The sequence below is a fragment of the Microvirga vignae genome (assembly GCF_001017175.1).
Taxonomy (GTDB): Bacteria; Pseudomonadota; Alphaproteobacteria; order Rhizobiales; family Beijerinckiaceae; genus Microvirga; species Microvirga vignae.
Genome location: NZ_LCYG01000020.1, coordinates 144,464 through 170,652, shown reverse-complemented (window position 1 = coordinate 170,652; position 26,189 = coordinate 144,464). Strand labels below are relative to the sequence as shown.

31 protein-coding genes are annotated in these 26,189 nt (G+C 64.6%); 19 read left to right on the top strand and 12 right to left on the bottom strand.

Annotated features, from left to right (window positions below; genetic code table 11):
- Positions 1 to 40: 40 nt before the first annotated feature.
- The 6 genes from AA309_RS09025 to AA309_RS31815 all read left to right on the top strand — a co-directional run bounded on the left by AA309_RS09025 (position 41) and on the right by AA309_RS31815 (position 4,188).
- Positions 41 to 307 (top strand): hypothetical protein, encoded by a 267-nt coding sequence (locus AA309_RS09025; protein WP_047188660.1) that lies wholly within the window; start codon positions 41 to 43, stop codon positions 305 to 307.
- Positions 308 to 368: 61 nt separating this feature from the next.
- Positions 369 to 851, top strand: a complete 483-nt coding sequence (locus AA309_RS09020) for a hypothetical protein (RefSeq protein ID WP_047188659.1) — start codon at positions 369 to 371, stop codon at positions 849 to 851.
- Positions 844 to 2,079, top strand: a complete 1,236-nt coding sequence (locus AA309_RS09015; protein WP_047188658.1) for an HlyD family secretion protein — start codon at positions 844 to 846, stop codon at positions 2,077 to 2,079. Before AA309_RS09020 ends, AA309_RS09015 begins: the two co-directional genes overlap by 8 nt.
- A gap of 97 nt (positions 2,080 to 2,176) precedes the next feature.
- Positions 2,177 to 2,518: a phasin family protein gene (locus AA309_RS09010; RefSeq protein WP_047188657.1), complete on the top strand. Its 342-nt coding sequence runs from the start codon at positions 2,177 to 2,179 to the stop codon at positions 2,516 to 2,518.
- 211 nt (positions 2,519 to 2,729) lie between these two features.
- Positions 2,730 to 3,173: a lipid-binding SYLF domain-containing protein gene (locus AA309_RS09005; RefSeq protein ID WP_047188656.1), complete on the top strand. Its 444-nt coding sequence runs from the start codon at positions 2,730 to 2,732 to the stop codon at positions 3,171 to 3,173.
- A 265-nt stretch (positions 3,174 to 3,438) separates the two neighbouring features.
- On the top strand, positions 3,439 to 4,188 hold the full coding sequence (locus AA309_RS31815) for a hypothetical protein (RefSeq protein ID WP_052954589.1): 750 nt from the start codon (positions 3,439 to 3,441) through the stop codon (positions 4,186 to 4,188).
- Between the two features lie 228 nt (positions 4,189 to 4,416).
- Here the strand turns inward: AA309_RS31815 and AA309_RS08995 are convergent, their stop codons facing one another.
- The 5 genes from AA309_RS08995 to AA309_RS08975 form a co-directional block, all read right to left on the bottom strand.
- Positions 4,417 to 5,724, bottom strand: coding sequence for an MFS transporter (locus AA309_RS08995; RefSeq protein WP_047188655.1), 1,308 nt, complete (start codon positions 5,722 to 5,724; stop codon positions 4,417 to 4,419).
- A gap of 560 nt (positions 5,725 to 6,284) precedes the next feature.
- Entirely contained in the window at positions 6,285 to 6,803 is a 519-nt protein-coding gene (locus AA309_RS08990; protein ID WP_047188654.1) for a GNAT family N-acetyltransferase, read from the bottom strand.
- Between the two features lie 83 nt (positions 6,804 to 6,886).
- The gene (locus AA309_RS08985) at positions 6,887 to 7,390 is read right to left on the bottom strand and encodes a hypothetical protein (protein ID WP_047188653.1); all 504 of its coding nucleotides are present in this window, start codon (positions 7,388 to 7,390) and stop codon (positions 6,887 to 6,889) included.
- Between the two features lie 186 nt (positions 7,391 to 7,576).
- The gene (locus AA309_RS08980) at positions 7,577 to 7,969 is read right to left on the bottom strand and encodes a hypothetical protein (protein ID WP_047188652.1); all 393 of its coding nucleotides are present in this window, start codon (positions 7,967 to 7,969) and stop codon (positions 7,577 to 7,579) included.
- A 142-nt stretch (positions 7,970 to 8,111) separates the two neighbouring features.
- On the bottom strand, positions 8,112 to 8,534 hold the full coding sequence (locus AA309_RS08975) for a hypothetical protein (protein ID WP_047188651.1): 423 nt from the start codon (positions 8,532 to 8,534) through the stop codon (positions 8,112 to 8,114).
- A 559-nt stretch (positions 8,535 to 9,093) separates the two neighbouring features.
- On the opposite strand from AA309_RS08975, the gene AA309_RS08970 reads away from it, so the two are divergent.
- The 4 genes from AA309_RS08970 (at position 9,094) to AA309_RS08955 (ending at position 11,451) form a co-directional block, all read left to right on the top strand.
- Positions 9,094 to 9,384: a hypothetical protein gene (locus tag AA309_RS08970; protein ID WP_047188650.1), complete on the top strand. Its 291-nt coding sequence runs from the start codon at positions 9,094 to 9,096 to the stop codon at positions 9,382 to 9,384.
- 49 nt (positions 9,385 to 9,433) lie between these two features.
- Positions 9,434 to 10,582, top strand: a complete 1,149-nt coding sequence (gene cax, locus AA309_RS08965) for a calcium/proton exchanger (protein WP_244470303.1) — start codon at positions 9,434 to 9,436, stop codon at positions 10,580 to 10,582.
- 10 nt (positions 10,583 to 10,592) lie between these two features.
- On the top strand, positions 10,593 to 11,027 hold the full coding sequence (locus AA309_RS08960; protein WP_047188649.1) for a potassium channel family protein: 435 nt from the start codon (positions 10,593 to 10,595) through the stop codon (positions 11,025 to 11,027).
- A gap of 169 nt (positions 11,028 to 11,196) precedes the next feature.
- Positions 11,197 to 11,451, top strand: a complete 255-nt coding sequence (locus tag AA309_RS08955) for a DUF2934 domain-containing protein (RefSeq protein WP_047188648.1) — start codon at positions 11,197 to 11,199, stop codon at positions 11,449 to 11,451.
- Between the two features lie 43 nt (positions 11,452 to 11,494).
- Here AA309_RS08955 and AA309_RS08950 read toward each other — a convergent pair whose 3' ends face one another.
- Together AA309_RS08950 and AA309_RS34160 are read right to left on the bottom strand one after the other, a co-directional pair.
- Positions 11,495 to 12,043 (bottom strand): sigma-70 family RNA polymerase sigma factor, encoded by a 549-nt coding sequence (locus AA309_RS08950; RefSeq protein WP_047188647.1) that lies wholly within the window; start codon positions 12,041 to 12,043, stop codon positions 11,495 to 11,497.
- On the bottom strand, positions 12,033 to 12,272 hold the full coding sequence (locus AA309_RS34160) for a NepR family anti-sigma factor (RefSeq protein WP_047188646.1): 240 nt from the start codon (positions 12,270 to 12,272) through the stop codon (positions 12,033 to 12,035). The genes AA309_RS08950 and AA309_RS34160 overlap by 11 nt, the downstream gene beginning before the upstream one ends.
- A 434-nt stretch (positions 12,273 to 12,706) precedes the next feature.
- Here AA309_RS34160 and AA309_RS08940 point away from each other — a divergent pair, with 434 nt between their 5' ends.
- Positions 12,707 to 12,970, top strand: a complete 264-nt coding sequence (locus AA309_RS08940; RefSeq protein WP_047188645.1) for a response regulator — start codon at positions 12,707 to 12,709, stop codon at positions 12,968 to 12,970.
- Positions 12,971 to 13,260: 290 nt separating this feature from the next.
- Here AA309_RS08940 and AA309_RS08935 read toward each other — a convergent pair whose 3' ends face one another.
- Entirely contained in the window at positions 13,261 to 13,518 is a 258-nt protein-coding gene (locus tag AA309_RS08935) for a hypothetical protein (protein ID WP_047188644.1), read from the bottom strand.
- Between the two features lie 72 nt (positions 13,519 to 13,590).
- Between AA309_RS08935 and AA309_RS08930 the strand changes: the two genes are divergently transcribed.
- Positions 13,591 to 13,986: a response regulator gene (locus AA309_RS08930; protein WP_047188643.1), complete on the top strand. Its 396-nt coding sequence runs from the start codon at positions 13,591 to 13,593 to the stop codon at positions 13,984 to 13,986.
- A 549-nt stretch (positions 13,987 to 14,535) separates the two neighbouring features.
- Positions 14,536 to 16,755, top strand: coding sequence for a PAS domain-containing sensor histidine kinase (locus AA309_RS08925; protein WP_047188749.1), 2,220 nt, complete (start codon positions 14,536 to 14,538; stop codon positions 16,753 to 16,755).
- A gap of 268 nt (positions 16,756 to 17,023) precedes the next feature.
- Here the strand turns inward: AA309_RS08925 and AA309_RS08920 are convergent, their stop codons facing one another.
- Positions 17,024 to 17,824, bottom strand: a complete 801-nt coding sequence (locus tag AA309_RS08920; RefSeq protein WP_047188642.1) for an AraC family transcriptional regulator — start codon at positions 17,822 to 17,824, stop codon at positions 17,024 to 17,026.
- A gap of 131 nt (positions 17,825 to 17,955) precedes the next feature.
- On the opposite strand from AA309_RS08920, the gene AA309_RS08915 reads away from it, so the two are divergent.
- From AA309_RS08915 to AA309_RS08895, 6 genes are all read left to right on the top strand, one after another.
- Positions 17,956 to 19,275: a tetratricopeptide repeat protein gene (locus tag AA309_RS08915; RefSeq protein ID WP_047188641.1), complete on the top strand. Its 1,320-nt coding sequence runs from the start codon at positions 17,956 to 17,958 to the stop codon at positions 19,273 to 19,275.
- An 8-nt stretch (positions 19,276 to 19,283) separates the two neighbouring features.
- Positions 19,284 to 20,525, top strand: a complete 1,242-nt coding sequence (locus tag AA309_RS08910; protein ID WP_047188640.1) for an MFS transporter — start codon at positions 19,284 to 19,286, stop codon at positions 20,523 to 20,525.
- A gap of 42 nt (positions 20,526 to 20,567) precedes the next feature.
- Entirely contained in the window at positions 20,568 to 20,828 is a 261-nt protein-coding gene (locus AA309_RS08905; protein ID WP_047188639.1) for a hypothetical protein, read from the top strand.
- A 41-nt stretch (positions 20,829 to 20,869) separates the two neighbouring features.
- A complete protein-coding gene (locus tag AA309_RS08900; protein WP_047188638.1) occupies positions 20,870 to 21,613 on the top strand; it encodes an SDR family oxidoreductase in 744 nt (247 codons plus the stop codon).
- Between the two features lie 47 nt (positions 21,614 to 21,660).
- Positions 21,661 to 21,807 carry a hypothetical protein gene (locus tag AA309_RS35125; protein ID WP_160310427.1) on the top strand — a complete coding sequence of 49 codons (147 nt, stop codon included), beginning with the start codon at positions 21,661 to 21,663 and terminating at the stop codon, positions 21,805 to 21,807.
- Between the two features lie 596 nt (positions 21,808 to 22,403).
- Positions 22,404 to 23,174: a TSUP family transporter gene (locus AA309_RS08895; RefSeq protein ID WP_047188637.1), complete on the top strand. Its 771-nt coding sequence runs from the start codon at positions 22,404 to 22,406 to the stop codon at positions 23,172 to 23,174.
- Between the two features lie 246 nt (positions 23,175 to 23,420).
- On the opposite strand, the gene AA309_RS08890 is transcribed toward AA309_RS08895, so the two are convergent.
- From AA309_RS08890 to AA309_RS08880, 3 genes are all read right to left on the bottom strand, one after another.
- Complete coding sequence (locus tag AA309_RS08890) at positions 23,421 to 25,025, bottom strand: bacterial transcriptional activator domain-containing protein (protein WP_150117455.1); 1,605 nt, start codon at positions 25,023 to 25,025, stop codon at positions 23,421 to 23,423.
- Positions 25,026 to 25,125: 100 nt separating this feature from the next.
- Positions 25,126 to 25,485: a DUF718 domain-containing protein gene (locus tag AA309_RS08885; RefSeq protein WP_244470302.1), complete on the bottom strand. Its 360-nt coding sequence runs from the start codon at positions 25,483 to 25,485 to the stop codon at positions 25,126 to 25,128.
- Between the two features lie 63 nt (positions 25,486 to 25,548).
- Positions 25,549 to 25,980: a nuclear transport factor 2 family protein gene (locus tag AA309_RS08880; protein ID WP_160310426.1), complete on the bottom strand. Its 432-nt coding sequence runs from the start codon at positions 25,978 to 25,980 to the stop codon at positions 25,549 to 25,551.
- Positions 25,981 to 26,189: the final 209 nt, after the last annotated feature.

Sequence of the window (26,189 nt, the reverse complement as noted above, 5' to 3'; positions counted from 1 at the left end):
CTGGTCCGACGCTTGAACATGCGAACAAGAGGAGGTCCAGATGGCTTCCATTCCCTTGTCGTTGAGCAGACTCACCGCTCTTGCGATTCCAGCGCTCCTTTGGGTCGGAACCGCCGTGGCCCAGGCGCCGGATCAGCAATCTTCGCCTGACAGGCCCAAGCTCCGGCAGCCGACCCCGTCGTCCGTTCAGCAGCAGGAAGACGTGCAGACGAACGCGGACAAAAGCAGGACGGAGGCAGACAGAAAGATGCGCGAAATGGACCGCCGTCTGAACCGCACCCTGCGCAGCGTCTGCAGCGGGTGTTAGCGGCAGATGGGGCGAGGCTGACCTGAGAAAATGGTTCAATCTGCGCAATGGGAGAAACAGTATGACCGCAGCACTTAACCCAGCGGCTCCCCACCACCTGCCGGCGTTCATCACCGCGCCCGGCGAGACCGACGTCCTCATGGTCATCGTAGCGGTGTTTCTGGTGCTCGCAGTGCTGGCGGTCGGGCTCCTGTTCCTAAGGTTGCACACCCTGCCGGAGCGGATCGCCCATAGGGGCCACAAGCTGCAATTCGAGATCGTCGCAATTCTGGGCCTGCTGGCGCTGTTCACGCACGTGCATCTGTTCTGGGTGGCCGGATTGCTGCTCGCCCTGATCGACATTCCCGACTTTGGAAATCCGCTGCGCCGGATCGCCGGGTCGCTTGAGAAGATCGCCGGCCTGAAGCCCGGCGAGGGCGCGGGCGAGGCCCCGGATGAGATCGGCGCCGAAGTCACGCCGGCCGAAGCGTCAGGTGGGGGCGCAGTCGAAGTGCCGAAGACCATCGCTCCTGCTCGAATCTCGAAGGAGAAGATCCATGCTTGAGCTTCTTCTCTGCTCCCTGCTGACAATCCTGCCGGACTATCTCTACCGCCGCTATGCCCAGGGCAAGCGGCTCGGCAAGGAGATCACGCTCTATTCGGTCTGGTTCGAGCTGCGGTGGGGCATCATTGCCTGCCTGATGCTCACGGTGGGGCTGATCACGGTGATCTTCTACAATCATCCGTCGACCACGAATGCCACGGCGTTCTTCCGAACGATCCCGATCCTTCCGGAGACCAACGGGCGTGTCGCTGAAGTCTTTGTCGGCGGCGTGAGCGGCCCGGTCAAACAAGGCGCGCCGATCTTCCGGCTCGACAGCTCGAAACAGGAGGCGGCCGCGGAGGCCGCCCGTCGCAAGATCGCCGAGGTCGACGCGGCGCTGGTCGTCGCAAAGACGGACATCCAGGCGGCCGAGGGCAAGATCCAGGAGGCCCGGAGCGCGTATCAGCAGGCGATAGACGAACTGGAGACCAAGCAGGAGATCTACCGGCGCAATCCGGGCGCGGTCGCCACACGGGACATCGAGAAGCTGCAGGTGGCCGTCGAGGGACGCCAGGGCTCCATTGACGCCGCCACCGCCGCCAAGGCCCAGGCCGAGGCGCGGCTCACCACCCTGCTGCCGGCCGAGAAGGCCAGCGCCGAGGCCGCTCTGGCCCAGGCGCAGGTGGATCTGGACAAGACCGTCGTTCGGGCCGGTATTGATGGGCGGGTGGAGCAGTTCACGCTGCGGGTGGGTGACATCGTCAACCCGCTCATGCGTCCGGCTGGGGTCCTGATCCCGGAGGGCGCCGGCCGGGGACGCCTGCAGGCTGGCTTCGGCCAGGTCGAGGCACAGGTGATGAAGGTCGGCATGGCTGCCGAAGCCACCTGCGCGTCCAAGCCTTGGACGGTCATCCCAATGGTGGTGACAGACGTGCAGGATTTCATTGCAGCCGGCCAGATCCGTAGCGGCGAGCAGCTGATCGACCCGCAGCAGGTGACGCGGCCGGGGACCATCCTGGTCTTTCTTGAACCCCTCTACGAGGGCGGGTTCGACGGCGTCACGCCGGGCAGCAGCTGCATCGCCAATGCTTACTCCAGCAATCACGATCTGATCGCCTCGGGTCAGGTCGGCACCCTGAAGGGACTTGCCCTTCATGGTGTGGATGCCGTCGGGCTCGTGCACGCCATGATCCTGCGCATCCAGGCACTGCTGTATCCCATCCAGACCCTCGTGCTCGGCGGGCACTGACATCACGACGGGCGGACTTTGCCCTCCGCCGCCTGTGAGCAGGCGAGGGGGCGCCTCTTTCAGTCTGAAGAAGGATTCTGTTCAAGGAGGACGATCCATGGCCACCATGTCGAAGAGTTCAGGAACATCAGACACACTGCGAAGCGGTGCCGGATATGCATTGTCAGGCGACAGCGGCCGCGCCCTGGCGAACGCCACGGAAACGTGGTTCGCCGCGGCCACTGAATGCCAGCGCGAGATGATGAGCTTCGTGTCTATGCGGCTTGAAAAGGACGCCGAGACCACCCGCGAAATGATGGCCTGCAAGAACCTTGCGGACGTGACGGCCATTCAATCCCGCTGGATGGAGGAAACCCTCCGCGACTACAATTCCGAGATAGGCAAACTGATGACCATCTACACCAAGTCCGTGAACGGAGGGGGCCGGATCGGCGGGTGACGGTTTCCCGCTGGAACGTTCTGGGTCAGTGTTTGCACGATCCAGTGCCAGCTGTAACCCGAGCGGTCACGCACTGCGGGAGAGCGAGCGGATTGCCTCGCAACCGGCCTCGGCTGATGGCAAGCGCCCGTGCCGAGACCATCATAGCCTTGTGATCGCCAGGTCCCGGGTTCGTCTCTGCCCGTGAGAACGTGAGAAGAGGGAGGGATCCATGTTCACATTCCACCATACTCTTCGTTCTGGTCTGGTTGCCCTTGCGGTGACGTTCGCGCTGGGGCTGGCGGCACCAGGATGGGCCGCAACCGGCACGGTCCACGTCGAGATTGCCAAGGCGGGGTTCATCGTCGGCATCGGCGGCGGCAGAGGCACGCTCGTCTTTCAGGGGCGGCGTTATCCGCTGAGTGTTGGCGGCTTGAGCTTCGGCGCGACGATTGGGGCCTCGAAGGCCGACCTAGTCGGACGCGCCTACAACCTGCGCCGAGCCTCCGACATCGCCGGCACCTATACGGCCGTTGGCGTGGGAGCCGCCGCCGGCGGCGGCGTATCGAGCATTCGTCTGCAGAATGCGAGGGGTATCGTGCTCGACCTGCGCGGCCGCAACATCGGACTGGAGCTGAACGCCAACGTGAGCGGCGTTGAGATCGGCCTACGCTGAGACCAGGAATCGCCTCAAGCGTCGGTCCATGTGGGTTAGCGGCCTGAAATCGCCTCCCTGACATGCACCAGTTTGTTGAGCTTCTGCCGGATTTTCGCATGGGAGGAAATCTCGGGGGAGTGAAGCTCTTTGCATGACCTCCGTCGCAAAATGCCAAGTGCTTGTCTCAAACGATCAAGCAGGTTTTCCTACCGTGATCACAATGTGTTCTGCCGATGATAGCCTGCCCTGTGCTGTGCGCCGGGCGGCGAAAGGGAGGATGGCAATGAACAGGACTCTCTTGGCTCTTATCACTCTCGCAGCAGGCACTCTTCTGATCCCGGATGTGGCTGAGGCCCAGCGTGGCGGCCGCGGCGGTGGCTTTAGCGGCCCAAGCGCCCGCATGAGCGGCGGCTTCGGTGGTGGTGCCCGCATGGGCGGCGGTAGCATGGGAGGCCCGCGGATATGGATTCCTCAAGGTGGCATGGGCGCCTCCCGAGTCGGAACAGGTGGTGGCTTCCGCACTGGTGCGATTGCCGCCCGGTCCGGCATGCCAAGCCGCGTGGCCGGCATCAGCCCCGGAGCCGGGCGCTTTCGCCCGGCTGCGATCAGCAATCCGGGCGGCCGCTTCGACAACCGCTGGGGCAATCGTGGTGATTGGCGGTACGGCGTGCGTCCGTCGGGCTCCTGGGGCGCGCGCTATCCGTATTATGGGGGGCGCAATCGGTATTACAGTGGGCGGTATCCCTATTACCGCGGCTACTACAGGCGCTATCCGTATTACGGCGGCTACTATGGCGGCTGGGGCTGGGGTCTAGCCACGGGGGCGGTGATCGGGGCGGCGGCCACGTACCCGTATTATAACTATCCGTATTACGGCTACCCGTACTCCACCTACCAGACACCGGTGGCATCGGCGTCTGGCGGATACTGTGTGACCCCGGTCCGGACCTGCGCTTTGACCAATTCGGCGCCGATTGGTACCGGATGCTCCTGCAGCATCCCGGGCGGCCGGTCCCGCGGCACCGTGCAGTGATCCTCTCGCGCCGGTGGGTGGCCGTCGGGCTGGGTGATTGTTCACCCTGTCCGAGGCCACGGGCACCTTGGACCGGAGTGACTTCCCGGTATCGGGAACTTCCTAGTGCCTGGCGGCGTGTTTGATGTCTTTGGACAGCGCCTTGCCAGTTTACGGCCGGTGGCCGTCGGTCGGGAGCGCTCTGAACGCTTCGAACCCCACGTGGGACGCAGGTGCGCAGGTTAGCTGTTACGCTGGTTGGGTTTCATCCCTGGAATCCAGCGGATTACGGGCCCGATCCGCCTCCGGGTCAATCAGGACAAATCCCACAAGCGCCCCCAGGATGGTCAGGCTTCCCGCAATCAGGAGGGCTGTGCGGACCCCGTCCGCCGGGCGGGTGCCGACATCAACCACCACTCCCGTGATCACCGGGGCGAGAGGGCCGGCCAGCGTCGTGATCGCGTTGGAGACGCCGAGGACCGCCCCGCGCCGCTCGACCGGAGTGACCTCGGCGATCAGGACAGGTCCAAGCACAAACATCACGTTGCAGAGGGAGAAGGCGATCACGGTGCACGCGATGATCGGCAGCGACCCCTCGGATCGCGCCAACAGAATGATGATCAGACCCGCAGCGAGTGTGCTGGCGCACGCAACCGATCCGCACGCCAGCCGGCTCGGAACGCCGCGTCGCTTCAGGCCGTCGGACAGGGTCGATAGGCCGGGCAGGAGCACGATCTGACCGAGTGACACCAGCATCATGATCCAACCGGCCTGGACCGGCGTGTAGCCGAAGGCCTGGCTCAGGAACGCCGGCAGCCAGACGACTGCTAGCGTCAGCAGCCAGTAGGCACAGAAGCCGACAATCTGGACGCCGATGACCGTTCGACACCTGAACAGCCGGCGGTACGACGGGCGCGCCATGGGCTCGTCGGAGCTCAGGCCATCCGGGGTGAGGGGCCCCTCGCGGGCAATCGCCAGCCACGCGACGCACCAGACGAGGCCAACCGCACCGAGAAGCCCGAATGCGGCGTGCCAGGACCATCCGGCAACGATGGTGACGATCACCGGTGCCGCGATGCCGTTGCCCGCCAAGGCGCCGATGGCGATGAGGCTCGTCGGGACGGCACGGCGCTCGTTCGGAAACCACTTGTAGGCGGCATGCAGCGCGACCGGGTAGGCAGGCCCCTCGCCGAAGCCGAGGGCGACCCGGTTCACAACCAGAGCGGCCACCGAGACCGACAGCATCATGGGCAGCTGGCATAGGGACCAGATCAACGCGAGGGCCGCCAGCACCCACTTGCTGGCGACGCGGTTCACCAGGAAGCCGCCGATCACGCCTCCCACCGAGAAAAGGGTGAAGAAGCTCGTCGCGATCAGGCCGAACTGGCTGTGGGTCAGTCCAAGGTCCTGCATGATCGGAACGGCGGCGAGGCCGAGCACCGCCCGGTCGGCAAAGTTGATCAGCATGAACAGAAACAGCAGGCCCGCCATGATCCAGGCGTGAACCGGATCCGTCGCTTGGGCCGTGGATACGGTCTGCGGCTGCGCCTCCGCCATCGCCTCGCCCCCTTCCTGGTCTGGAGGATGAAACTGTGCCGCAGCAACATAAACGTCTTGTGCCGATGATCTCCTGGCGTTCCTGACTGCCCCAGGCGCCGCCATCACGTCAGGCCCGATCCACGGCGAGGCTGACCCGGAATTGGGCCTTTTCAATGTCCTGATCTGTCAAAGGATCGTCCCCATCGGTCAAGTCCGGCACGGCGACCGAGCCAGAGTGGCCCCAAAGGCAGGAAATTCAAGGAGCGCCACAATGCTGGCAGCCAGCCGTCTCGCCGGCAGCATCTGATCCGGACAAGGCGCCCGTGGTTGGTTGGACTTCATCCTCGGACTTGGCCAAGGCGTTTAGGGGGCTTGGGCATTTGGGAGAGTGCCCGAGCCCTCACCTTTCAGGGGGAGGCTAGAGCATCGGACGAGAAAAGTGGATTCCGCTTTTGGGTTCATCCGATGCTCAATCTCCAGAGGAGCGCATCGTCTGCGCGACCCGAAGGGCCGCGTCAGCGAAAAGTGGATCCGGTTATTCGCTAGCGCGGCCCTCCGGATCCGTACGATGCACTAACTTAGGAGAGCTGGAGCACGACATGGGTGGTGTCCGGCTCCTGCCGCGTCGTGATCCCGAGTCCGCTGGTCCCGAAGACCTTCAGCATCGCGGTGTTGACCGGCAGAACATCGGCGATCAGCTCCTTGAGCCCGCCCTGACGGGCCAAGACAACGAGATGGCGCAACAGGGCCGTGCCGATGCCCTTCCCCTGGTGGGCATCGTCTACGGCGAAGGCGACCTCGGCCTGACCGGGCTGCCCCACGATGTAACGCGCTCCGCCGACGATCATCGGTCGCCCGTCCTCTTCCAGCACCGCAACAAGGGCGACGTGGCTGACGAAGTCGATATTGATGTAAAAGTCGACCTCCTGGTCCGTGAAGCCGCGTTTGAAGGCGAAGAAGCGCCGGTAGAGGGACTGGTCGCTGGTCCGGCTGACGGCGGCGAGCAGGGCAGCCCGGTCCTCAGGCCTGAGGGCACGGATTTCAACCCTGCGTTCGTCACGCAGGATCTCGGTGGCCGCGTAGTCTCTCGCCTGCATCGTGCTCAAATCCCTCAGGCCTGGTTGAAGACGGCGCAGTACGCCATCCCCTGAAAGTCCCAGCGGCTCCTCGCGGCACGACCTCAATAATACCGGCGGTAGGCCACGCGAGGTCCGAAGTAGCGCGGGCCGTAGTAGCCCCGATATGCGCCATAATAGCGGGGCCCGTAGTAACGAGGGCCATAATAGGCGCGGCGCGGATAGTAACGCGGACCGTAATAGACTCGGCGGGGATAGTAATAGCGCGGGCCATAATAGACAGGCCGTGGATAGTAGTAGGCGGGACGCGGGTAATAGTAGCCCGGCCACGTGCCATAATAGCCGTAGGCAGGATACCCGTATCCATAACCATAGGCGGGATACCCGTAACCATAGGCGGGGGCAGTGGCGGCTGCGGTGATCAGGCTTCCGAGAACTGCCCCGCCGATCAGCCCGGCCGCGACGGCGCCGCCGCCCCAGCCGCCGTGATGGTGATAATAACCGCCGTGATAGCCCCAGCCGCGGCCACGCCAGTACTGCGCGTCCGCCGTTTCAACACTGCCCATCGTCATCAAGGCGGCAGCGGCGACAGTTGCGAGTTTCCTCATGACAACCTCCAAAGATTTCGTGCCCACCCCCTCTGTTTCTTCGAAGTTCCTCTTGGTCGTGCAGACCCGTTCATCGGAAATGCATGGCAATGAGCACGGCCATGCAGGCCGGACGCTCGCGGTTCTCAACCTTAATTATAACACCATTCGGCGCGCAGGCCGCATCATGCACCATGATCATCGAGGCTACCGTCTCAGGCGTGATTTCTGCACAGCGCCTCCGTCGCCTCCGCCTTCTCCGGGAATGGTGTTGAGGCACAGCCTGACCCGATTGTCCTCCGAGTCGCGCATGGTCAGGCAGATCTCGGCTTCCTCCAGGCAATCGCCCGGGCTGCCGTAGCGGGCGCAGAGCTCCTCGCTTTGGGCCCGGATCTGGTTGATGATCCCGTACACGAAGTTGCCGGACTGGTCAGGCTGCTTCCTCGTCGGCTTTCGTGTTGGTGCCTTGGCGGATCCGTACCGTTCGGATGAGATCCCCGCCGACCTCGCCCCGATCTCCAGCGCCGCTGCGGGAGCAGGGTTGTCCGCGAGAGCCGAGTGCGTCGCAAGGGCCAAGCCGAGTAAGTTTGCGGCCGCCACGGAAAAAACCTGTCGCTTTGTCGATGCTCTCAAAGAAGTCACCATCGCACCCCTTGCTGTTATTCGACTGATGGCTCGTCTGAGCTCGCCTTTCTTGACCGTGACCGGGGAAGGCTTGCGAAAGCCGCTGTCCCCAGGGATCTTATCGCGAGCATTGCTTGTACGCGGTGCCCATCGTGTCCTGGGCGTTGAAGTAGCGCTTGAGCGAGCCGTCCGGTTGCGGCGCCATGAGAACCCGCACCTCGTTGCCCGCCACGGCGTTGGCGCATCCGAGGACCAAGAGCTGACGATCACCGCTCGGCCGAACCGATTTGATGCGGCACGATGCCTGAGGCGTCCTCAGGCGGCTGCCGGAGACGATGAAGGCGGGCGCGAAGATGTCGACCGGCCTCTTGAACGAGGTTCCTTTCCCCGCGGACGCGTAAACCTCTGCGCAATCCGCGCCCCCGGACAGCCAAGCGCCCTGATAGGCTGCTAGGCCTCCCTGCGCGATCGCGCCCGAGACCCACGTCGACGCAATGCCAAGGCCAAGCCCAGTGGCACCCACAAGTCCCGCAATTCGCATCGTGTCCTCCTCCAAAAGGCATCCGTCCAAGACCATCTCAGATGGGACCAACGGTTTGAGGCTTGGTCTGGCGTGGCGGGATACAGTCTGATGCCGGGGCTCACATTGCCCGTGCACGCCCAGGACAGGTCTCCATTGGGACCTGGACAAGCTGACGATCCGAGTGTCAGGACACTCCGCCACGGGAGAGACCAAGGATTGCCCATGGGATCACTGTAGGTCGGCCAAGGCAGCCTGCTTGACAGAATGGGACAATATCTTGGCAGTTTAAGTCAGCGACGCCCGTCCAGTGGTGAGGGCGCCAATGCAGCGGCCCACTGGCTAGCCCTGGAGAGTGATCCCGATCCACTTGGGTCGAATGCCGGATGAGGGCTCCCGGAGCCAGACCATGATGCCTTGATGGCAGGCATGGGCGGCAGTCAGGCTGCTGCATGCAGCTCGTCATCGCGGCATCTCCCGTTCACGGCCGGATCGGCGGCCCAAACTGCCAAAGGATTGTCTCCCTCGGTCAAGCACGGGGTTGCGGGTGGGCTAGGATGAATCGAAAAGGCAGAAAGTCATGAGATCCATCCTGGTGTCCATCGCCATCGCAGGTTTCGCCCCAGGCGCCATCGCGCAGCCGGGACCGACGACCCTTGCCATGACCTGTGCGCAGGCCAGGGGGATCGTGGTGTCGCAGGGCGCGGCCGTGCTGCGCACAGGGCCAACGACCTATGACCGCTATGTGCGGGACGCGAGCTTCTGCGCTCTCCAGGAAACGGCACGTCCGGCCTGGGTGAGGACGGTTGACACCGCCCAATGCCCGATTGGAGGGGTTTGCCGCTCCATCGAGATTGACAATGGGCGATGAATGGAAGCGGCCAGGTTTGCACGGTCGACCAAGCAAGAGGGATGAGGTCATGACAGACAAGCCGTATCCCGACACTCACCCGGTGGCCGGAGCATCACCGCACAGGTCATCCCTGCTCAGGCCCTCTCTCCTGTGGCTCCTGGTCCTCGCGCCAATTGCCGCCGGTCTCGACCGCGTCGGCACCCTTCCTGCCGGCGTGGTCTTCTTCTGCGCCGCCTTGGCCATCGTGCCGTTCGCCAAGCTCATCGTCCAGGGAACCGAGCAGGTCGCCGTCCACACGGGCACCACGGTCGGAGGCCTCCTCAACGCCACCTTCGGCAACCTGCCGGAGCTGATCATCGCCATGGTGGCCCTGCGGGCCGGCCTCCTGGAGATGGTGCGCGCCTCCATTGTCGGGGCGCTCCTCGCCAACCTGCTGGTGGCTCTGGGCTTCTCCTTCCTGCTCGGCGGCCTGCGCCACCACAGCCAGAAATACAACCCGGATGCGGTGCGGACCTACTCGTCGACCATGGTTCTGGCCTGGATCAGCCTGGCGCTGCCGAGCGCGTTCCACCGCACCCTTGAGGCGGAGCCCCACCTTGGCCTGCACGCCACCCTGGACCTCGTCGTGGCGGTCGTCCTGCTGGGCCTCTATGGGCTCTTCCTGCTGTACTCCCTGCGAACCCATCCGGAGATCTTCGCCGAACTGAATGCCCCTGCCGCCGGCGAGGAAAGTCACGATCATCCTAGCCTCGCGTGGGGCGTCGCGACGTTGCTGGTTGCGTCTCTCGGCGCAGCCTGGATGAGCGAACTCCTCGTTGGGGCCGCCGAACAGGCCGGGCACTCGCTGGGCATGTCGCAGGTGTTCATGGGCGTGATCGTGCTGGCGCTTGTCGGCGGCGCGGCCGAGTCCGGCTCGGCCATCGCCATGGGTCGGGCCAACCGTCCCGATCTCAGCATCGGCATTGCTCTGGGAAGCTGCGTGCAGATCGCCTTGTTCGTGGCCCCTATCCTGGTGTTGGTCGCACCGCTCATGGGCCAGCCGCAGTTCCGGTTGGCCTTCTCGCAGGCCGAAATGTGGATGCTGTTCGGGGCGGTGCTCCTTGGGGCAACCGTTGCGACGGCCGGCCAGTCCAACTGGTTCAAGGGAGCCCAATTGCTGGCCCTCTATCTCATCATCGCGGCTATCCTTTACCTGATCCCGACCACCACGCCGTAGAAGGTGAGCCATGTTGCGACAGCTTCTCCTCGGGGGCGCCGTCAGCCTGGGCAACATCGCCATCCATGCGGCCGTGATGGCAACGGTGGTGGGGACTGCCCGCCGCGCCCTGAAATGGGAGCCCCGCCGATCCCAAGCGTGGCTCGCTGCCGTCATGGTCGCGACCGTCGGGGTGCTGATGATCGCACACGTAGCCGAGGTGATCGCGTGGTCTCTCGCCTATGCAATCCTGGATGCCGCTCCTGCGGGAGTCGACATGCTGTACTTCGCGTTCGTCAACTACACGACACTCGGCTACGGCGATGTCGTGCCGGTGGAGCGCTGGCGCCTACTTGGCCCGATGGCGGCCATGAACGGCGTACTGCTGTTTGGCTGGTCGACAGCGGTCATCTTTGAGGTGCTGCGGCAGGCCATGCGCAGCCGCGATCGGAGAGGCAATCCGTGAGCCGGCTCATCCGAGATGAAGCACAACATGCACAACCTGCACGTGGCATGCGGTTGTTCATGGGTTCGAAGGTGATCCTCGCTTGCAGGGGCCAACTTCGACATAGGGATGGATGAACCTCTTTTCTGCTCGATCATTGATCCGGTGGTCCAGCGAGAGGGGGCAGATCATGTCCGACACAGTGTCCGCCGCAGCCATCGCCACCAACCAGGATGAGCGGATCCGGCGGCGGGCCTATGAGATCTGGGAGAGTGAGGGCCGCACCGGAAATCCTGAAGGCCATTGGTTCCGGGCAGAGCGGGAGCTGGCTGAGCAAGGGCAGGAGCGCTCCGGCGCGACGGTCGAGAATGCTCCGCCAGCGGCTGCGGCTGAAGCCAGCTCTGCCGCAACCGGCGAGATTCCTGACGAGCGGATGGCCGAGTAGCTGATGAGAGCATCTGGCCGCTGCGAATGCACGGCCGCTCTTATCAGGGCGTGTGCGTGAGCAGCGCGGCCTTGACCAGGCGGTCGGGGCCAAGGTCCTCCTCAGCATCAAGCGCCAGGAGCTCCGCCAAGCGGGTGCGGGCGCGGTTCACGCGGCTCTTGAGCGTGCCGATGTTGACCCGGCAGATCTGAGCCGCCTCCTCGTACGACACGCCCTCGGCGGAAACGAGCAGAAGCGCCTCACGCTGCTCGGGGCTGAGCCTGGCCAGTGCTGCCTGCATATCCGTGAAGTCCAGCCGCGAGCCTTGCTCCGGCAGCACGGCCAGTTTCTCGGCCATCGCTCCGTCCGGATCCTCCACCTCGCGCCGGTGTTTCCGCAGTTCGGTGTAGTAGTGGTTGCGCAGGATGGTGAAGAGCCACGCCTGCATGCTCGTGCCGGGCTGGAACTTGTCGAGGTTCTCCAGGCCCCGCATCAGGGCCGATTGAACGAGATCGTCCGCATACTCGACGTTGCCGGACAATGAGATGGCAAAGGCCCGCAGGTGCGGGACGGCGGCCAGCATGGCCTGATGGACGGAGGTCTCAGTCGCCATCGCTCGCGCTCCCCTTCCGATCCGGTTGCTCCAGGAGTTGGACGAGACGATCGGGAACAGGCGCGCTCATCAGGTGCGCGTAGAAGGCCTGGAGCTGTTCTCCCAGATAGGCGGCGATACGGGGTGGCAGGGTTGGCTCCGGCGCAGGCTCGCCATCAACGCTCTGCCCATCCTCAAGACCATCAGGTTCTTCCGGGAGTGTCCCCGCCTTGAGGCTGTCGGCGACCATGCTTCTCCTCCACGCACAAACGGCAGCCTCCAGGCTGGTCCGCGCAGAGGGCCGTGTGCCTTAAGGCACCGAAAGAGCCCTGCCACTAACTTATGATAATCTTTCAGAATGCAGGCCAGACTGGGGCACGCGCTGTTCGCCATAATGCCGTGACTTCGGAGAGTATGCGGCCAGGGTTTACCTGTGTGAGCGAAGAAGCGTTCGGGCCTGCGTAAAGAAGCGGGCAGATGCGATTTCGTCCCTCCTCGCGTCCATTGGGCTCCACTGGCGGCCTCCTGCCAGCGGGGCTCTTTCTCTTTGTCCAAGTTACACGGAGGGTGAGTTCGATGCGTGAATCCCACGGCATGATCGTCGAAGATCAGGCGCTGATCGGCATGTCGCTGGAAGCCTCCCTGGAGGAGACCGGATTCACGGTGCGGGCCCCCTCATGAGCAGTGCCCAGGCGCGGCAATGGCTGGAACACAACATCCCCCGACCTGGCCGTGCTCGACATCATGATCAAGGACGGCGCCTCCCTCGACGTCGCCCCTGAGCTGAAGCGCCGGGGAATACCGCTCGCGTTCTACTCGAGCCTGCCGCCAAAAGCCGGTCGTCCGCCGGAGCTGCGGGATGCACCATGGCTCGAAAAGCCTGTCAGCCGCGAAACGCCCGCCCAAGCTCTCTACCGGTTGCTGGAACCCGCCCCCAGACCGTCCTGAGTGTAGCTCCTCATGGGCCAGAGGCCTACCCAGCCGTCGTATCATGACGGTCTTCTTCCTTCTGCTGCGCGCATGGGGTGAGCCGCCGAGGCGGCTCCCACGCACTGGTTTCCGGAGGCTGGTTTTGGGGAGGTTGGCGGAATAGACCACCCAGTCTTTGCCGATCCGGATGCCGCGCAGGCATGGATCAGCCAGCGTCTGGCCTAGCGGCCCCGATGGGACGGCCGAGCGGATCCGCCAGCAGAACCAAGCGGCGACGCCGCTCTCTTTGATAGAAAACCAGCCGACAGCTATTCCGCCGGGGCAAGCTGGCCCTCCCGAACCAGCCGCTCCTGTCCATTCTCACAGGCTTTGACGTGGTACTGAAATCCGATCTCGTCGGCTGGCCGAAGCCGGACCACCTCCCAGATCTGCTGCGGGCGCTGTGCGGCATCCGCGAGCGTGACGAGTTCCAGGAAGGCTTCCGCCGCGTTGCCGCTGGAGGATCTGACAATCCACACCCGATCTCCAACCTTGAACCTGTGGGCGGGCGTGTCAGACAGGATCATCGATAAAAACCTCAAGCAAAACAAAGAACCTGGGCGGTAGGAACTAACATAGGTTAATTCCGTTCGACGGCAATGACACCGACCGAAATCAAAGAGCCTCCTGTTGTCCTGATCGTCGAGGACGAGCCGTTGGTGCGCATGACCGCTGCCGACGAGCTGGAGGAGGCTGGGTTCCATGTTCTGGAGGCGGCAAACGCCCGTGTCGCCTTGGCGGTGCTGGAGGCGCGGTCGGATGAGGTGCAGGTGCTGTTCACGGATGTGGACATGCCCGACTCGACGGACCGCATGGCGCTCGCCGAGCAGGTCCACCAGCGCTGGCCTCACATCCGGCTGCTGATCTCCTCCGGCTATGCCCCTCCGCATCCTGATGAGATCCCGGACGACGGACACTTCATGCCAAAGCCGTATCGCGGGGCCACTCCCGTGCGGCACATTCATGAGATGACCGGGAGATTCCGCAACAGGTAAGGATCTGCACGGCGGCACCTTTTCGTCAGGAAGGTCCGTTCATGGCACGACGCGGAAGCAGACCGAGTGTCCGCTTAAGAAAGGAACACCGGACGCTCCTGAGGAGCAGGGGATTTCCTGGTCTGACCCGGCGCTGACATTCGGTCCGTCGGTTTACTTGCCAGGGGCGAGACAAAGGATCGGACAGAGCACAGTTCGTTCCCGTCGCGCCGCCAATTGGGAAGCTGCGGTTACGTTTCACTTATGTAAGTGAGGCCTCTCGCAGCTCTGAGTAAACGAGGGGTCTCAAATGCGGATTGGCGTCACATCCGCATCGGTTCGGGCTCTGCTGGGTACCTCCGTCCAGCGGGGCTCGTTCTCATTTCGCGGTGGATCAGCCCATGACGGGGCTGAGGCGGGGTAGCAACCTCAACCGCCAGACGGCAGGCGCCGCACGGCCCAAGCAACGAAGCTGCCTTCCCTCGCCACGATGAGGGGCACACCGGGCGAATGAACGAGGCGGCAGTCGGGGCCGAGCCCCTGAGCCCTCAGACAAACAGAATGGAGATCATGGACGGCAACTTCGGACCGAACACGCGGCTCGACCTCCTTTCGGGCGGCGGGGAAATGGGTACCCGCATCCGCGCCCATGACTGGGCCGCGACGTCGCTCGGCCATCCCGAGGGTTGGTCGCAGGCCCTCAAGACCCTGATTGGCGTTATGGTGAGCTCCAAACAGGCCATGTTTATTGCCTGGGGCGCCGAGCGCACGCTGCTCTACAATGACGCCTATGCCGAGATCCTTGCGCGCAAGCACCCGGCCGCATTGGGCCGACCGATCCTTGATGTGTGGTCCGACATCCACGACAAACTCCTGCCGATTGTTGAGCAGGCCTATGCGGGCGAGTCGGTCCACATGGACGACATCACCTTCATCATGGAGCGGCGGGGCTACCCGGAGGAGACCCATTTCTCCTTCTCCTATACACCTGTGCGTGACGAAACGGGCTCGGTTGCCGGGTTCTTCTGTGCCTGCACGGAAATCACCCGCCAGATCATGGCCGAGCGGCGGCTCGCGTCCGAGACCGAGCGGCAGCGGCGCCTGTTCGAGCAGGCCCCCGGCTTCATCGCGATCCTGCGCGGACCCGGGCACGTGTTCGAGTTCGCCAACCAAGCCTATCTGCGGCTGGTCGGCAACCGCGACTGCATCGGCCGGAGCGCGCGTGAGGCCTTCCCCGAACTCGCGGGGCAGGGTTTCTTCGAGTGGCTCGACCAGGTCTATGCGCGCGGCGAGCGTGTCGTGGCCGAAGACGTTCCGGTTCGCCTGCAACGCGCGCCCGGCACCGTGCCGGAGGAACGCTTCCTCAGCTTCGTCTACGAGCCCGTGTGCGACGCAGCCGGGCGGGTGACCGGGATCTTCTGCGAAGGGCATGACGTCACCGACGCGCACCTCGCCCAGATGGCGCTGCGCGCGAGCGAGGAGCGCCTGCGGCGGGTGTTGGAGACCGAAGCCGTAGGCGTCATGTTCTTCAACTATGAGGGTACGCTGATCGGCGCCAACGACGTATTCCTCAAGATCACCGGCTGGTCGCGGCAGGAGGTCGAGAGCGGCAATCTCGACTGGCGCCGGATGACCCCGCCCGAGTGGGTCGCCGCCAGCGAGGCGCAGATGAAGGATCTGGCCGGGACGGGGCGGATCGGCCCCTATGAGAAGGAGTACCTGCGCAAGGACGGCAGCCGCTCCTGGATGCTGTTCGCCGGCCGCGACCTGGGCGACGGCACCATCGTGGAGTTCGCCGTCGACATCAGCGCCCGCAAGCAGGCGGAAGAGGCCGCGCGGCGGCTTGCCGCGATCATCGAGTCGTCCGACGACGCCATCCTGAGCATGGATTTGACCGGCGCCATTACGAGCTGGAACAAGGGTGCGGAACGGCTCTACGGCTACCGGGCCGAGGAGGTGATCGGCCAACCCGTGACGCTCCTGATCCCCGAAGATCGGCAGGACGAGGAGACGGGGATTCTCGAACGCACCGGCAGGGGCGACCAGATCGAGCACTTCGAAACCGTTCGCCAATGCAAGGACGGCCATCAGGTCGCAATCTCACTGACAGTGTCACCGGTTAAGGACGGCCACGGCCGGATTATCGGCGCCTCGAAGATCGCCCGCGACATCACCGAGCGCAAGCGGCTGGAGGAGCAGCTCCTTCTGGTCAACCGTGAGCTCCATCACCGGGTCAAGAATACACTGGCGACAGTCCAGGCGGTGATCGCCTCGACGGCGCGGCGCGCCCAGACCATTGCCGAGTTCCAGCAGGCCGTGACGGAGCGGATCACGTCGCTCGCGAGAACGCACACACTGCTGATCGAACAGGGGCATGGCGGGGCCTCGCTCAAGGGCATCCTGGACTTCGAGCTAGCGCCTTACGACGATGGATCCGGCCAGCGGGTGAGGCTTGCCGGACCCGACGTTCGGCTGCCCTCCGAGATCGCGGTGGCACTCGGGATGGCGGTGCATGAGCTGACCACCAATGCCGCCAAGTACGGTGCGTTCTCGCTTCCCAGCGGCTGCGTTGAGGTAACCTGGAGCGTTGAGGAGCGGGCCGACGGGCGCAAGCTCAATCTGGCTTGGCAGGAACGTGGCGGACCTCCGGTCGAGAAGCCGGAGCGGCAGGGCTTTGGATCGGTGCTGTTGCACCGAGCCCTCGGGCGGCAGTTGGGGGGCGAGGTCGAGACGACTTTCGCTCCGGACGGACTTCAAGTCCGGATCAGCGCCATGCTTCCGCCGCGGTAGTCAAAGCAGGAGCAGGGTGATCCCGAGAAAACGGCTTCCGCAACAGGCCGGGCGGGACGGCAGCCTCGGAGTAGACCTCAACCATCAATTAAAGGTGCCGTACAAAGTGCGCTCGGTCGTACACCGGAAACCTGTCCGCATGCACACCATGCGTCAAACTGCGGATTCAGGATCTTATCGCAACGTCATCTGGCCTCGGCGTAGTCAGTACCAGCGGCGTTTCACCATCAGCTTTGGCCAGCCAAGAGACTTCCGACGGGACACTAGATCAGCTCCCGAACCGATCTGCCCCACGCCCGCGCATGTAGGCCTGGGGGCTGCACCCCATGTCGGTGCGGAACGCATACACGAAGGCCGACGTCGAGCCATAGCCGAGCTCCATGGCCGTCCGGGTCACGTCCAAGCCACCGCCCATGAGTTCAATCGCCTTGAACAGCCGCAGGCGCCGCCGCCAGGAACGCAGGCTCATGCCCATCTCCGTCTCGAAGCGGCGGGCCAGGGTCCGCTCCGACATCCCAAGCTCCCGGCCCCACGCCTCCGGCCCGCGCGGGTCGGCCGGGTCGGCGTAGAGCGCCTCGCAAAGCGCCGTCAGGGAGGATCCCCCGCGCGGCCAGGGGAGCGCGCCCGGGAGGGGCTGCGCCCGCCGGAGTTGGTCAAGGATCAGTTCCGTCACACGGCCGGCATATCCATCACGATCCTCCTCGTCCTCGATCGCAGTGGCCTCGACGATGAGAGCCTTGAGCAGCGGCGTGACGCCGAACACCGTCGGAGCCGTCGGAAGGCCGCGGCCGGCCTCGTCGGCGATCCAGAGACTGCGGAACTCCGCCCCGAGCAGGGATCCGACCCGGTGCCGCAGGCCTGTCGGCAGCCAGACGGCCTGCTCCGGCGAGATCACGAAGGAGCGCCCCTCCACCGCCACCGTCAGCACGCCGGAGATCGCGTATACCATCTGGTTCCAGGAGTGTGCATGCTCGGGGAAGTAATGGCGCGCCGGGATCGACTGAGCCCGGACGGTGATCGGTTGGGGTGGTGCCAAGCCAGACGGCGCCTGGATTGTCTCCCATGTCATGTTGGGCCTCCAGTTTGGCGGTTACTCTACATAGTTTGGCAGATTGTCAAAATACCGACAGGAGGGGATCGCGTATAAACCGCTGGAACGAGCACTGATTGCCCGCCCGATCCCAGAACGAGGACCCTGCCATGACCCTCCTGGATAGCCGTGGTCTGCCACTCTCGACGACGTCCGATCTCGCAGCCGAACGTTACCGGCACGGAGTCGACCTGCTCCTCTCGGCCTGGCCCGGCGCCGCGGAGTCCCTGGAGGAGGCTATCGCGGCCGACCCGGACTTCGCTCTCGCCCATGCGGCGCGCGCCCGCCTGCACGCCATCCGGGCCGAACTGGCGAAGGCCAAGGCGCGGATCGCGACGGCGGAAGAGATCGTCGCCCGGCGCGGGACCGAGCGCGAGCGGAGCCATGTGGAGATCCTGTCGCTTGCCGTCAACGGCCAGTCGGCAAAGGCGCTGGAGCGGTCGCTCGCGCACGCCGACACCTGGCCGCGGGACGTCCTGATCCTGTCGCTGCCTCTCGGCGCCTTCGGGCTCTTCGCCTTCTCCGGGATGGCGGACCATGACCAAGCGCGCGTGGATCTCTGCGAGCGGCACGCCCGGCACTTCGACGCCGACGATTGGTGGTTCCTCACCTACCGGGGCTGGGCCCATGCCGAGAACGGCAATGTGACGCTTGGCTGGGCACTCACGCAGCGCAGCTACGACCTGCGAAGAAACAACGCGAACGCAGCGCACGCGCTCTCGCACGCCATGTACGAGGGCGGCGCGGGTGAGGACGCGGAGAGGCTGATCGCGGACTGGCTGCCGGGCTATGACCGCGCCGGCATCCTCCATGGCCACATCGCCTGGCATTCGGCGCTGGGTGCCCTGGAGCGGGGTGATCCGGAGCGGGCGCTTGCGATCTACGCGGATTACATCCAGCCGTCGGTGTCGGCCGGGATGCCGGTCAACGTCGTCAGCGACACGGCGTCGTTCCTGTGGCGGCTCAAGGCCTACGGCCACACGGTGCCGGCGGGGTTGTGGGAGGCGGCGGCGGCCTATTCCGGCGGAGTCTTCCAACAGGCCGGCTTCGCCTTCGCCGATGTCCACATGGCCCTCATCGCGGCGGCAACCGGCGACAGGGCCGCGGTCGAGCAGCGGGTGCAGGCGTTGACGGGACTGATCGAAGCGGGAGGCTTGGCCGCCGGGCCGGTGGTGCCGGCGATCTGCCGCGCCGCCTTGGCCTTCGCGGAGGAGGACTACGCGGGCTGCGCCCGCATCCTGGAGCCGGTCGCGGCCGAGGTCGTGCGCATCGGCGGCAGCGGTGCCCAGCGCGAGATGATCGAGGACATGCTCCTTCTGGCTCTGATGCGAAGCGGCGAGACCGTGAAGGCCGGCAAGCTTCTCGACCGTCGCCTGCACCGCCGCCCGTCGCCGCGCGACACGCGCTGGCATGGTCTGCTCGCAGCCTGAGGATCCCCATGTCACACGCTGATGCCAACACGGCGACCAGGCTCGGGCCCGCGAGTCGATCCGGGGATGCCGATGTCCTGAGGCTCGCGGTCGCGCAGGCGCTCGCCGGGGCGAACTCGGCGGTCGTCTACGCAACCGGCGCCATCGTCGGCAACATGCTAGCCCCCAGCAAGGCGCTAGCCACGCTGCCGATCTCCATCTTCGTGGTGGGGATGGCGGCCTGCACTCTGCCGGCCGGAGCCATCGCCCGGCGCCATGGTCGTCGCGCCGCGTTCCTGACGGGAACGGGATGTGGCGTGCTCGTCGGCCTGCTGGCCGCCCTGGCGGTCGTGCTGGGCTCGTTCTGGCTGTTCTGCTTAGGCACGTTCTTCGGCGGCGCCTACGCCGCCGTCGTCCTCTCATTCCGCTTCGCCGCCGCCGATTGCGTCGCGCCGGAGCGACGCCCCCGGGCCCTGTCCGCCGTCATGGCGGGCGGGGTGTTCGCCGGGGTCATCGGTCCGCAACTCGTCACCTACACCATGGACCTGTGGCAGCCCTACCTGTTCGCGGCGACGTTCCTGGCGCAGGCCGCCGTCGCAGTCGTGTCCGCCCTCGTCCTGTTCGGCGTCCGGGTCCCGATGCCCACGGCGGCGGAGGTGGCCGGCGGTCGCCCGCTCGGTGCCATCGTGCGCCAGCCCCGCTTCATCACCGCCGTGATCTGCGGGGTCGTTTCCTACACGCTCATGAACTTCATCATGACGGCGGCCCCGTTGGCGATGCGTCTGTGCGGCCTGTCGCAGGAATCGTCCAACCTCGGCCTGCAATGGCACATCATCGCGATGTACGGCCCGGGCTTCTTCACCGGGCGGCTGATCACGCGCTTCGGCGCCCCCCGCGTGGTAGCCGCTGGATTGGCCCTGACGGCCGCATCCGCCGCCATCGGGCTGACGGGGGTGGACGTGGCGCATTTCTGGCTGACCCTGATCCTGCTTGGGGTCGGCTGGAACTTCGGCTTCGTGGGCGCTTCGGCACTCGTGCTGGAGTGCCACCGTCCCGAGGAACGGACGCGCGTGCAGTCGCTCAACGACTTCCTGGTGTTCGGCACGATGGCCGCGGGCTCGTTCTCGTCGGGAGGACTGTTGGCCAGCTACGGCTGGGACATGGTCCTCTGGATCTCATTCCTCCCGCTCCTGCTTGCTGGTGCTGCACTCTCCTGGAAGACGGAGACGCAAGCACCGGTCTCTGAACAGGGGCGGACTTCCAGGGCTTAATCGCGATCGACCAAGACCTTCCAATTGAGAAAGGGACAGATCATGACTGGTACGAAGAGGTTAGCCACCATCGGAGGCGTCGCGCTGCTCTCCGGCATCGCAATGATGATCGTTCTGCATCAGTCCGGTCCCGGGCACTTCGCCACGGACTCAACGGGCACGCCCTGGACTCATCCCATGATGCATGCGCCGGGCCAAACAGGCTGGGCCATGGCTTTGGGACCAGTTGCGATGGCGCTATGGTTTGGCGGCATCTTGAGCCTAGTCGTGGCCCTTGTTCGCTCGGTCGCCAAGGCGCCGTGATGCCTGCCGACGCTGAGGGCGCGAGGAGCGTGGATCAACCGATGCTTAAGGGAAAGACAGCGCTGATCACCGGCGGATCGAGCGGTATTGGCCTCGCGACTGCGCGGCTGCTGCAAGAGCACGGTGCAAGGGTCGCCATCACCGGGACCAATGCGGATAAGCTTGAGGGCGCACGCGCCGAACTGGGCGACGCTGCCCTTGCCATACGCGCGGACGTCACCTCGCGAGAGGATCTCAACCGACTGCAACAGGAACTGAGGGAGGCCTTCGGCTCGCTCGACATCCTGTTCGCCAATGCCGGCGTCGCCTTCGGCACGCCCATCGAGAGCACGGACGAGGCGATGTACGACCGGCTGATGGACGTCAACGTGAAGAGCGTCTACTTCTCCGTGCAGGCCGTGTTGCCTCTGATGTCATCGGGCTCCTCGATCATCCTCAACACATCCTGGCTCAACCAGGTGGGAGCGCCCGGGCGTTCGCTCCTTTCGGCATCGAAGGCGGCGGTCCGTTCCTTCGCGCGGACCTTGTCCGCCGAACTCCTGGAGCGTGGGATCCGGGTGAACGCGGTCAGCCCCGGCTCCATCGAAACGCCGATCCACCGTGTCAGGAACCAGACGGAAGAGGAGTTCCGCGCTTACGCCGCCAAGGTCGGTGCACAGGTTCCGCTCGGGCGGATGGGCCGGCCGGAGGAAATCGCCGCGGCGGTGCTGTTCCTGGCCAGCGATGGTTCGAGCTACATGCTGGGGGCCGAGATCGTCGTCGATGGCGGACGCGCGGAACTCTGAGCCCTGGTACTGAACGAACAACTCACAATCGATCAAAGGACGTGCAAGTGAACAGCCCTGTGACAGCCTTCAATCGTCGCGGTCCCGGGCGAGCGAACAAGGATTTCGATATGCGCGCCGATCTCGGTTGCCCCAGACCGACGGTCGATGAGGCGATCACCCGCATCACCGGTGCTGTGACCTCCTCTCTGTGAAGGGTGCGTGTCGCTTCATTCAGTTTGGTGGAGCGGCTGCCGGGCTACAGAGCTTGGAGAGACATGCAAGCCTGGTGCGTATTCCTGACGTCGCCTTTTGGCACTTCTCCGACGCAAGAAGTTTGTTCTGCTCATCCGGCGTAAGCTGACACTCGGGAAGGGCAGGGGAATGTCGGACTGTGACCCGAGGCTGACCTTAGGGTGAAGCCGATGTGACAACGCTTCTCCAACTGACCACGTCGCCGGCTTTGGAAGGCTGATGCTGTTAAACCGATCCTGTGGCGGCGAGTGCCGGCCGCAGAGCGAACCATGACCCGAGGAGAAGCAAGGATACCAGACCTCACCTCATCGCGCTTGACTGAAAACCCGCGATTAGAGCACAGGGAGCGAGAATTGCGGCTCCCTCGGGCTAGAGCATCGTGCGGAAAAGTGGACCCGGTTTTCCGCATGAACGATGCTCTGCTTGAAAGAGAAAGCATCGGATTGATCCCAAAAGTGCAAATCCACTTTTGGGGCCGATGCTTTAGCAGCCGATTTCAATTATGCCGGCTCCCGGTTTGTGGAGCTGTTCGCCAGTTTGAGGAAGTCCACAAAGTATGTCGCTTTCGGAGCTCATCGGCTTCCTGGTCCTGACGGGCGCCGCTGCCTATGCGCAAACCCTGACGGGCTTCGCCTTCGGCCTCATCACCATGGGTGGGGTCGGTCTCACGGGACTTTTGTCTCTGCCCGACGCTGCAGTGATCGTGAGCATGCTGACTCTTGTGAATGCCACACAGATGCTTCTGAAGGGCTGGCGTGATGTGGCGTGGTATCAATTCGGCCTCGTCATGGCAGCGAGCATTCCGATGCTCTTTGTCGGCTATTGGCTGCTGGAATGGCTTGCTGGAAGCCACGTCGATCTTCTGCGCCTGCTTCTCGGCTTGGTGATCGTCGTCTCGAGCCTGCAGCTTGCGCGAAAGCCCGAGCCGCTTCCGGAGCGATCCGGCAATGGATCATTCCTATTTTTCGGCGGAATTGCTGGTGTGATGGGCGGGATGTTCTCAACTGCAGGCCCGCCGCTCGTTTACCATTTCTATCGTCAGCCCATGCCGTTGGTGAAGGTGCGTGAAACCCTGGTGACGGTTTTCGCTCTTAACGCGGTATTCCGCATCAGCCTTGTGGCAGTCTCCGGCGATCTTCCATCGAGCTCGACCATGTCGGCGCTTGTGGCTATTCCGGCCGTGATGAGCGCAACCTACACTGCTCGCCGCTGGCCGCCGCCCTTTTCACCTGTCACGATGCGGCGCATCGTGTTCCTCCTCCTACTCCTCTCGGGAATTTCACTTGGTGCACCTGCCGTCATTCACCTTTTGGGAGCTCCTCGATAACGGCATGGCATAGCGGCTGGAACGCTGACGCATGTGGCGGGAACGGTTGATTTCGAGTGGGGCGTCGAAGTGAACGATTCGATAGCCTGATCCTTCCGGCCTCCGGAGCATGCTCCAGAGGCGGCGCGAGGCTCACATGATCCAAGTCTCCATCCAAGTCTCCGGAATTGAAAGCGTGAGCGGACGTTTATGGCCAGCACCGAATTTCGTGGTTTGACCCGGTGCCGACATTCGACCGCTGTTCCCTCAGTTGCTCAGGAAAGCACGAGCGTGCTCAATCTCGGCTAAGCCTGGCTGAGCTTGTGCGGCGACATCAAGCAAGTGTGCATAATGCCGTCGCGCCGCCTCACGATCGCCGCTCAACTCAGCCGCTCGTGCGGCCCCATGGACGGCACGGAACCGGCCAGGCTCCGTCGTCTGGACGGCCTCATATTCGCGCTGCGCCTCGGCATAGCGGCCCATGATCAGCAGCATCTCCCCGAGTTGCTCGCGAGCAGGGAAGAGCGGGCCGGGCGTCACCGGATGCTTATCCGTCCGCCCCTCGCGCTCAGCCGCCTCCTGCATGATGGTGACTGCCTGGTCATGCTGGGTGCGCGCAAAGGCGACCCAAGCTTCAGTCGCGAGGCGCAGGATCTCCGTCTGCTCCGCCCAATAGGCATCGCTATTGCGAAGAGCGGCTGCCGCAGCCTTCAGTGCCTCAATGTCCGCAGCCGCTGCATCCGGGCGCCCAGCCCGCGCCGCGCCCACCGCACGAGCGAAGTGCGTGTTTGCGACAACCAGCGGTGCGGTTTGCTGGCCTGGGGTGAGAGCCGCCGCCTCCTCCCATGCCCCGCGTTCAAGGGCAAAGCGGGCCGGCATCACGGTCAGGGCCCAGGCAAAGATCGGAGCCGGCGCTGTCCACGAGGCAAAGCGCCCTAAGTCGGTGACCACGCTCCGTGCCGCCTCAATCTGCCCGGTCTGGAGATAGCCGTACACCATGTAGTCAAGCGCATGGATCTCGTCGAAGACGGCCTGCCGCTCACGTGCCGTCTCGGCAGAGCGGTGGTTGGTCTCGATCGAGTCCTCCCAGCGGCCAATCCGGGTGAAGATGTGGGAGGGCATGTGCAGCGCGTGCGGGGCGTCGGCAGCAATCTCGGCGTAGCGCTCGGCTGCCGCCACACCGCGCGCCGCAAGCGCGGGCGTGTCGTATGTGTGGATCAAATAGTGGGCGATACCGGGGTGCTGCGGCTGCCGGGCCCACGCCCGCTCCAGGATCTCCGCGGCGCGCATCTGGCGTGCGTAGGTCTTGTCCGTCGGGGGCGCCGCCATCACCAGAGCAAGGGCGTAGTGGATGCCGACCTCCGGGTCGTCGGGGAAGCGCTCGTACAGCCCGCTCATCGCTTGCTCATAGCGCTCCAGGCGGGATCTGTGCGTCGCCGGGTCCTCATTGCCGTAAAGCTCGGAGAGAGCAGCGATAAAACCGGCCTCGCGCTCGGAGCGGGCACCGATCCGCCGCGCCTCCTCGAGCAAGGCGCGTCCTTGCCGGAGGTTTGCTGCGGTGGTGACGGTGAAGGGATTCACCAAGAGGGCCATGGCCTCGCCCCAATAAGCCATGACACAGGCTGGATCGCGCTCACGCACCCGCCGGAAAGCTTCGCCTGCGGCTTGATACCAGAACGAGTGCTGCAGCTTCATCGCCTCGTCGAAAGCAGCTTGCGCCTCGGGCGTGCAACTGACCGGGAAATGGACTTCCCCGAGAGCCACCGCGCCTGGGGAGGCGCCCTGCGCGTGGTCGTGATGATGCTGGGCCTGTCCATATGCCGGGCAGAGCACGAAACCCAGGGCAACCGCCCACAACCTGATCTTTGGCATCGTTTCCTCCATGCCGGGAGACCCGATCGGGTGCTCCACCTCATCGGCGAAGATCCACCCGCCTCCCTATACGCCCGACTGGCGGGCTTTCCGACCGGGACTACAGACTCCTGCCTGCCCGGGGCTTATCGGCACCCGTTCCCATCGGCGGGATCGGCATCAGTTCGGCGGTATCGAGAATCACCTCGCCGGACACCGGGTCGGTGACGCCCAAGCCGGAGCCGAGGTCCTCCAGCATGTCCCTGAACCGATCCAGATAGGAGGTCCTCGCCGGGCGTGCCGCCACCAGGGCGTCCATGCTGCCCCATTCGCCGATGGCACAGCAGGAGCGCTCGCCGGTCTTGATCACCACCCCATGTCGCAGGCCTGCCAAGTCGGGAGCGATGCTGCGATGAAACTCGATGAACACACCCTCGCGCCCTGACTTCACGCGTACCCGAACAACGTTGAAGGCCGTCATGGTTCCGCTCCTTGGTTGGATCGGAGGTTTCCGCATTCGGCGGCAAGAGCCACCAAGCAAGTCCTAAGCTGCCTTGGCTCCCTCTCCGGTCACCCGAAGGGTTCCGCTCCCCACGGCGACCGCCGCCGTGTCCATGAAGTCGGTGAACGCGGCCACCTTGCCATTCTCGATCCTGAAGGCATGCAGGAAACGGTCGTCGATGGCTTGCCCGGTTGCGGCCGCGCGGGAGCGCGAGTGCCCGAAGCAGAACACATGATCGCCCGCGTCATGGAAGCTGTCGGGCGAGAATTCCTCAAACGTGTAGCCGCGGGCCAGTTCCTCAAAGAAGCGCCGGACGGGGTCCTTGCCGCTGCGGGTACCGGCCAGCGGCACCCAGGCGGGATTGCCGACGCAGTCCCAGGTGATCGTGTCCGAGCAGTGCTCGAGGATGGTATCGATCCGGTGGTCGAGGAAGGCTTTGTAGAGCATCTGAACCAGCTCGACATTGGTCTGCATCGCACCCTCCTTCGCCATGCGACCCGCGACCCGAAGGGACCTCGAGTCAGTGCGGGCATTATACACCCGAGGCCGGAAGCGGCAGGTGAATTTCCCTTGTCGGCCAGCGGGATGTTGCCCGTCAGGTGCTATTTCGCACCTTCTCGAGACCTTCAGCACGACTAACCCATCGCGGAGGCCGCTGAGCACGGACCGGGTTCAGATCCCCT